Annotated in this window: 3 protein-coding genes, 2 tRNA genes and 1 rRNA gene; 4 read left to right on the plus strand and 2 right to left on the minus strand. The window is 48.4% G+C overall.

Annotation, left to right across the window (positions count from 1 at the left end):
- The first annotated feature begins 3 nt into the window (after nt 1-3).
- The 3 genes from rrf to NNO04_RS22175 all read left to right on the plus strand — a co-directional run bounded on the left by rrf (nt 4) and on the right by NNO04_RS22175 (nt 379).
- Nucleotides 4-119: ribosomal RNA gene (gene rrf / locus NNO04_RS22165) — 5S ribosomal RNA — on the plus strand.
- Nucleotides 120-173: 54 nt separating this feature from the next.
- Nucleotides 174-250, plus strand: a tRNA-Asp gene (locus NNO04_RS22170).
- Between the two features lie 53 nt (nt 251-303).
- Nucleotides 304-379 (plus strand) — tRNA-Trp (locus tag NNO04_RS22175).
- Between the two features lie 117 nt (nt 380-496).
- Here the strand turns inward: NNO04_RS22175 and hdfR are convergent.
- Nucleotides 497-1,342, minus strand: a complete 846-nt coding sequence (gene hdfR / locus NNO04_RS22180; RefSeq protein WP_271446495.1) for an HTH-type transcriptional regulator HdfR — start codon at nt 1,340-1,342, stop codon at nt 497-499.
- Between the two features lie 106 nt (nt 1,343-1,448).
- On the opposite strand from hdfR, the gene maoP reads away from it, so the two are divergent.
- Nucleotides 1,449-1,787 carry a macrodomain Ori organization protein MaoP gene (gene maoP / locus NNO04_RS22185; RefSeq protein ID WP_162380306.1) on the plus strand — a complete coding sequence of 113 codons (339 nt, stop codon included), beginning with the start codon at nt 1,449-1,451 and terminating at the stop codon, nt 1,785-1,787.
- 26 nt (nt 1,788-1,813) lie between these two features.
- Here the strand turns inward: maoP and NNO04_RS22190 are convergent, their stop codons facing one another.
- The gene (locus NNO04_RS22190; protein WP_271446496.1) at nt 1,814-3,334 is read right to left on the minus strand and encodes a YifB family Mg chelatase-like AAA ATPase; all 1,521 of its coding nucleotides are present in this window, start codon (nt 3,332-3,334) and stop codon (nt 1,814-1,816) included.
- Nucleotides 3,335-3,530: the final 196 nt, after the last annotated feature.

Below are 3,530 nucleotides of genomic sequence, written 5' to 3' on the forward strand. Positions count from 1 at the left end.
TTGCCTGGCGGCTGTAGCGCGGTGGTCCCACCTGACCCCATGCCGAACTCAGAAGTGAAACGCCGTAGCGCCGATGGTAGTGTGGGGTCTCCCCATGCGAGAGTAGGGAACTGCCAGGCATCAAATTAAGCAGTAGACTGATGTAAAATTCAGTAATTGTAGAAAAATTCGGTGGAGCGGTAGTTCAGTTGGTTAGAATACCTGCCTGTCACGCAGGGGGTCGCGGGTTCGAGTCCCGTCCGTTCCGCCACTTATTAGAAAATTAAGCCTGCTATTTTAGCAGGCTTAATGATAAGAAGATTTAGGGGCGTAGCTCAGTTGGTAGAGCACCGGTCTCCAAAACCGGGTGTCGCGAGTTCGAGTCTCTCCGCCCCTGCCAGAAACAATCCTTAGCATTTTTGCTAAGGATTTTTTTTTGCCTGAAATTTGTCTGAAAGTTGTGTCCATATTATCTGTCATCATATTTCTCCCGGCATCCTTGCCAGATCTAACTACCTTAATCTTCCAGTACGTTTGTTTTTAGAAGATCGCGAATTAACGCATTTTTATCGCTATTTTGTAGCCATATGGCATATAACGGTCTTGAAAGTGTAGAGCTATCTGTAACCGTGTGGAGTCCACCTTTCTCTTTAGCCCATGTCACCGGTAGCCAACTGCAACCGTTGAGTGGGGAAAGCTGCTGGCGTGCGAGCTCTGCTGAACTGGTAGTGAGTACGGGGACTTCATCACTCGCAATCAATCCTGTTTCATGTTGCTGAAAGTCTGGGCCCCACTCAAGGCGTAAATAATTTAACTCGTCTTTCGTTCGTGATGGCATCGTGCTGTAAAGCGCTAATGTGAAGTGGCCGAGAAGCTGGCTACTAAATTCGTCCATTTTGGGCGCTTCAGTGGTAATCAGCAGATCCAGTTGACGCTCATGGAGCTGCTTAACTAACGACTGTCTCTGCGCGATCCTTGCCTCAAATTGCAGACTGGTTTGCGGGTCCTGAGACTGATACAGACGCCCCAGCCAGTCATTTAGCATGCACTCCCAAAGAGAGGCGCTGGCACCGATAGAAAATTCATTATGCCGTGACGTGTGAGCAACTTCTTTGCGTGCGGCTTGCCACGTGTTCATCAGTGTTTCTGCATAAGGCAGAAGTTTCTCTCCGGCCGCAGTTAAACGGATATTGTTTCTGTGGCGAGTGAACAGGTTCACGCCAAGCTGATTTTCCAGTTGCCTAATACGAAAACTTACTGCTGATTGAGTCAGATAGAGTGCTTCTGCAGCACGACCAAAGTGGCGTGTCCGACTCACTTCCAGGAAAGTTTTCAACAATTCCGTATCCACAATGCGCTCCACAAAATTATTTGTCGTTATGATTTAAATCTTTTGTTTTACACTCTGTCAAGCGTAACTAATACTCCGCGCCATAAATAGCTCGGCCAAAGAATTAGGAGCGTGCAGGATGGCGGAAAGCTTTACGACGACTAATCGATATTTCGACAATAAATATTACCCTCGTGGATTCTCTCGTCATGGTGATTTCACCATCAAAGAGGCACAACTGCTTGAACGTTATGGTTATGCCTTTAATGAGCTGGATCTGGGTAAACGTGAGCCAGTCACTGAAGAAGAAAAACTGTTTGTCGCGGTATGTCGTGGCGAACGTGAACCTGTTACAGAGGCTGAACGCGTTTGGTCTAAATACATGACGCGAATCAAGCGTCCCAAGCGCTTCCATACGCTGTCTGGTGGTAAGCCGCAGATGGAAGGTGCTGAGGATTACACCGAATCTGACGATTAATAAAAAAAGGGCATTTTGCCCTTTTTTTATGCCAGCAGTTTCTGCAGATGAATGAGTAATCTGTCTATCGCCCGGTAACCGACTGCTTCTTGTAAGTGCTGTCGTTTAATACTGTCTGTATGCTCAATATCGGCAATGGTACGTGCAACTTTCAGCAGTCGTTGCCAGGCGCGTACAGATAACCCCAGTTGCAGCAGCGTTTCCTCAAGCCAGTGTGCATCATCACTGTGCAAATTGCAGTGCTTCCTAATTTCCTGAGTATTCATTTGCGCGTTTAATTTCCCCTGCCGTTTGTACTGGTGTTCCTGGGCTGCGATAACACGTTGTTTAACCGTAAAACTATCTTCTCCTTTGGCTATCGACTGGCTGAGAATACCTGGTGGTGGGAGTGGAATCTCGAGTGAAAGATCAAAACGATCGAGAAAGGGGCCTGATAAACGGTTGAGATAGCGAAGAGTCTGCTCAGGAGTACAGCGATTATGGTTTCCTTGATAGTGGCCTGTAGGACTGGGATTCATGGCGGCAATCAACTGGAAACGTGCAGGGTAGGTAATTTTCGCTCGCGTGCGGGAAAGATGAATTTTACCGGACTCAATGGGTTCCCGCAGCGCGTCCAGCGTACGTCGTTCAAATTCAGGCAATTCATCAAGAAACAGAATGCCATTGTGCGCCAGTGAGATTTCCCCAGGGGCTGGTATTGAGCCACCACCGACCATGGCGGCTAATGATGCACTGTGGTGAGGTGAGCGAAATGGGCGTTGTTTCCAGTGCTTTTGTACGGTGTCAGAATTTACCAGGCTTAGAATCGCTGCGCTTTCCAATGCTTCTTCGTTGCTGAGTGGTGGAAGCAGCCCATTTAAGCGGCTGGCAAGCATGGTTTTTCCTGTTCCGGGAGGCCCGATCAGCAGCAAGTTATGGCCACCCGCTGCAGTAATTTCCAGCCCTCGCTTTCCTTGTTCCTGGCCGATGACATCACTGAGGTCATCCGACGACGCGCCGGAAGTCAGCTCTTCTGTTACAGGCCTTTCAAGCTCATGCTTACCCTCCAGAAATGCACATACGGATTGTAAATGATCGGCTATCAGGCACCCCTCGCGACTGATTAAACCGACTTCAGCGGCATTGTCACTGGCGACGATAATCCTCCTGCCAGCACGAATCGCTTCTGTTGCACTCGAAATCGCGCCGGGAACGCCGCGTAGCGCCCCTGTAAGTGCCAATTCACCTACTAATTCATATTCGCTAAGTTTGTGCGTTGTAAGCTGCTCTGATGCGGTAAGAAGAGCGACAGCGATAGGTAAATCATATCTCCCCCCCTCTTTGGGGAGATCGGCTGGGGCGAGGTTGATCGTGATTTTCTTCGCCGGAAATTCATACCCGCTATTGATAATGGCGCTGCGCACCCGATCACGAGCCTCTTTTACTGTGGCTTCAGGTAATCCCACCATGGTTAAGCCAGGCAGACCATTGCTGATATGAACCTCAATCGTTATAGGGGGAGCATTAACGCCAAGGGCGGCACGGGTGTGAACAATCGAAAGTGACATAATTCCTCCTGATGCATCCATTATGTCGAAATTAATGATGGCAATGTTTTGCTAAATGACGTCTTTTAGCGGCTGATTCATGAAATTTTGTGCAACTTTGAAAAGAAAGGCAGATGACTGGAATGTTGTTCGCAAAAGGGAAAATTCACGAGATTTCGGGGGGGAAATGGCTGTTCAGTGGGAAAGAAAATGAAAT

The organism is Citrobacter sp. Awk 4 (genome assembly GCF_028069725.1).
Taxonomy (GTDB): Bacteria; Pseudomonadota; Gammaproteobacteria; order Enterobacterales; family Enterobacteriaceae; genus Citrobacter_D.

Bases quoted from the DNA above. Each gene is read 5' to 3' on its own strand.
- maoP (WP_162380306.1), top strand. From the start codon at position 1,449: ATGGCGGAAAGCTTTACGACGACTAATCGATATTTCGACAATAAATAT.
- NNO04_RS22190 (WP_271446496.1), bottom strand. From the start codon at position 3,334: ATGTCACTTTCGATTGTTCACACCCGTGCCGCCCTTGGCGTTAATGCT.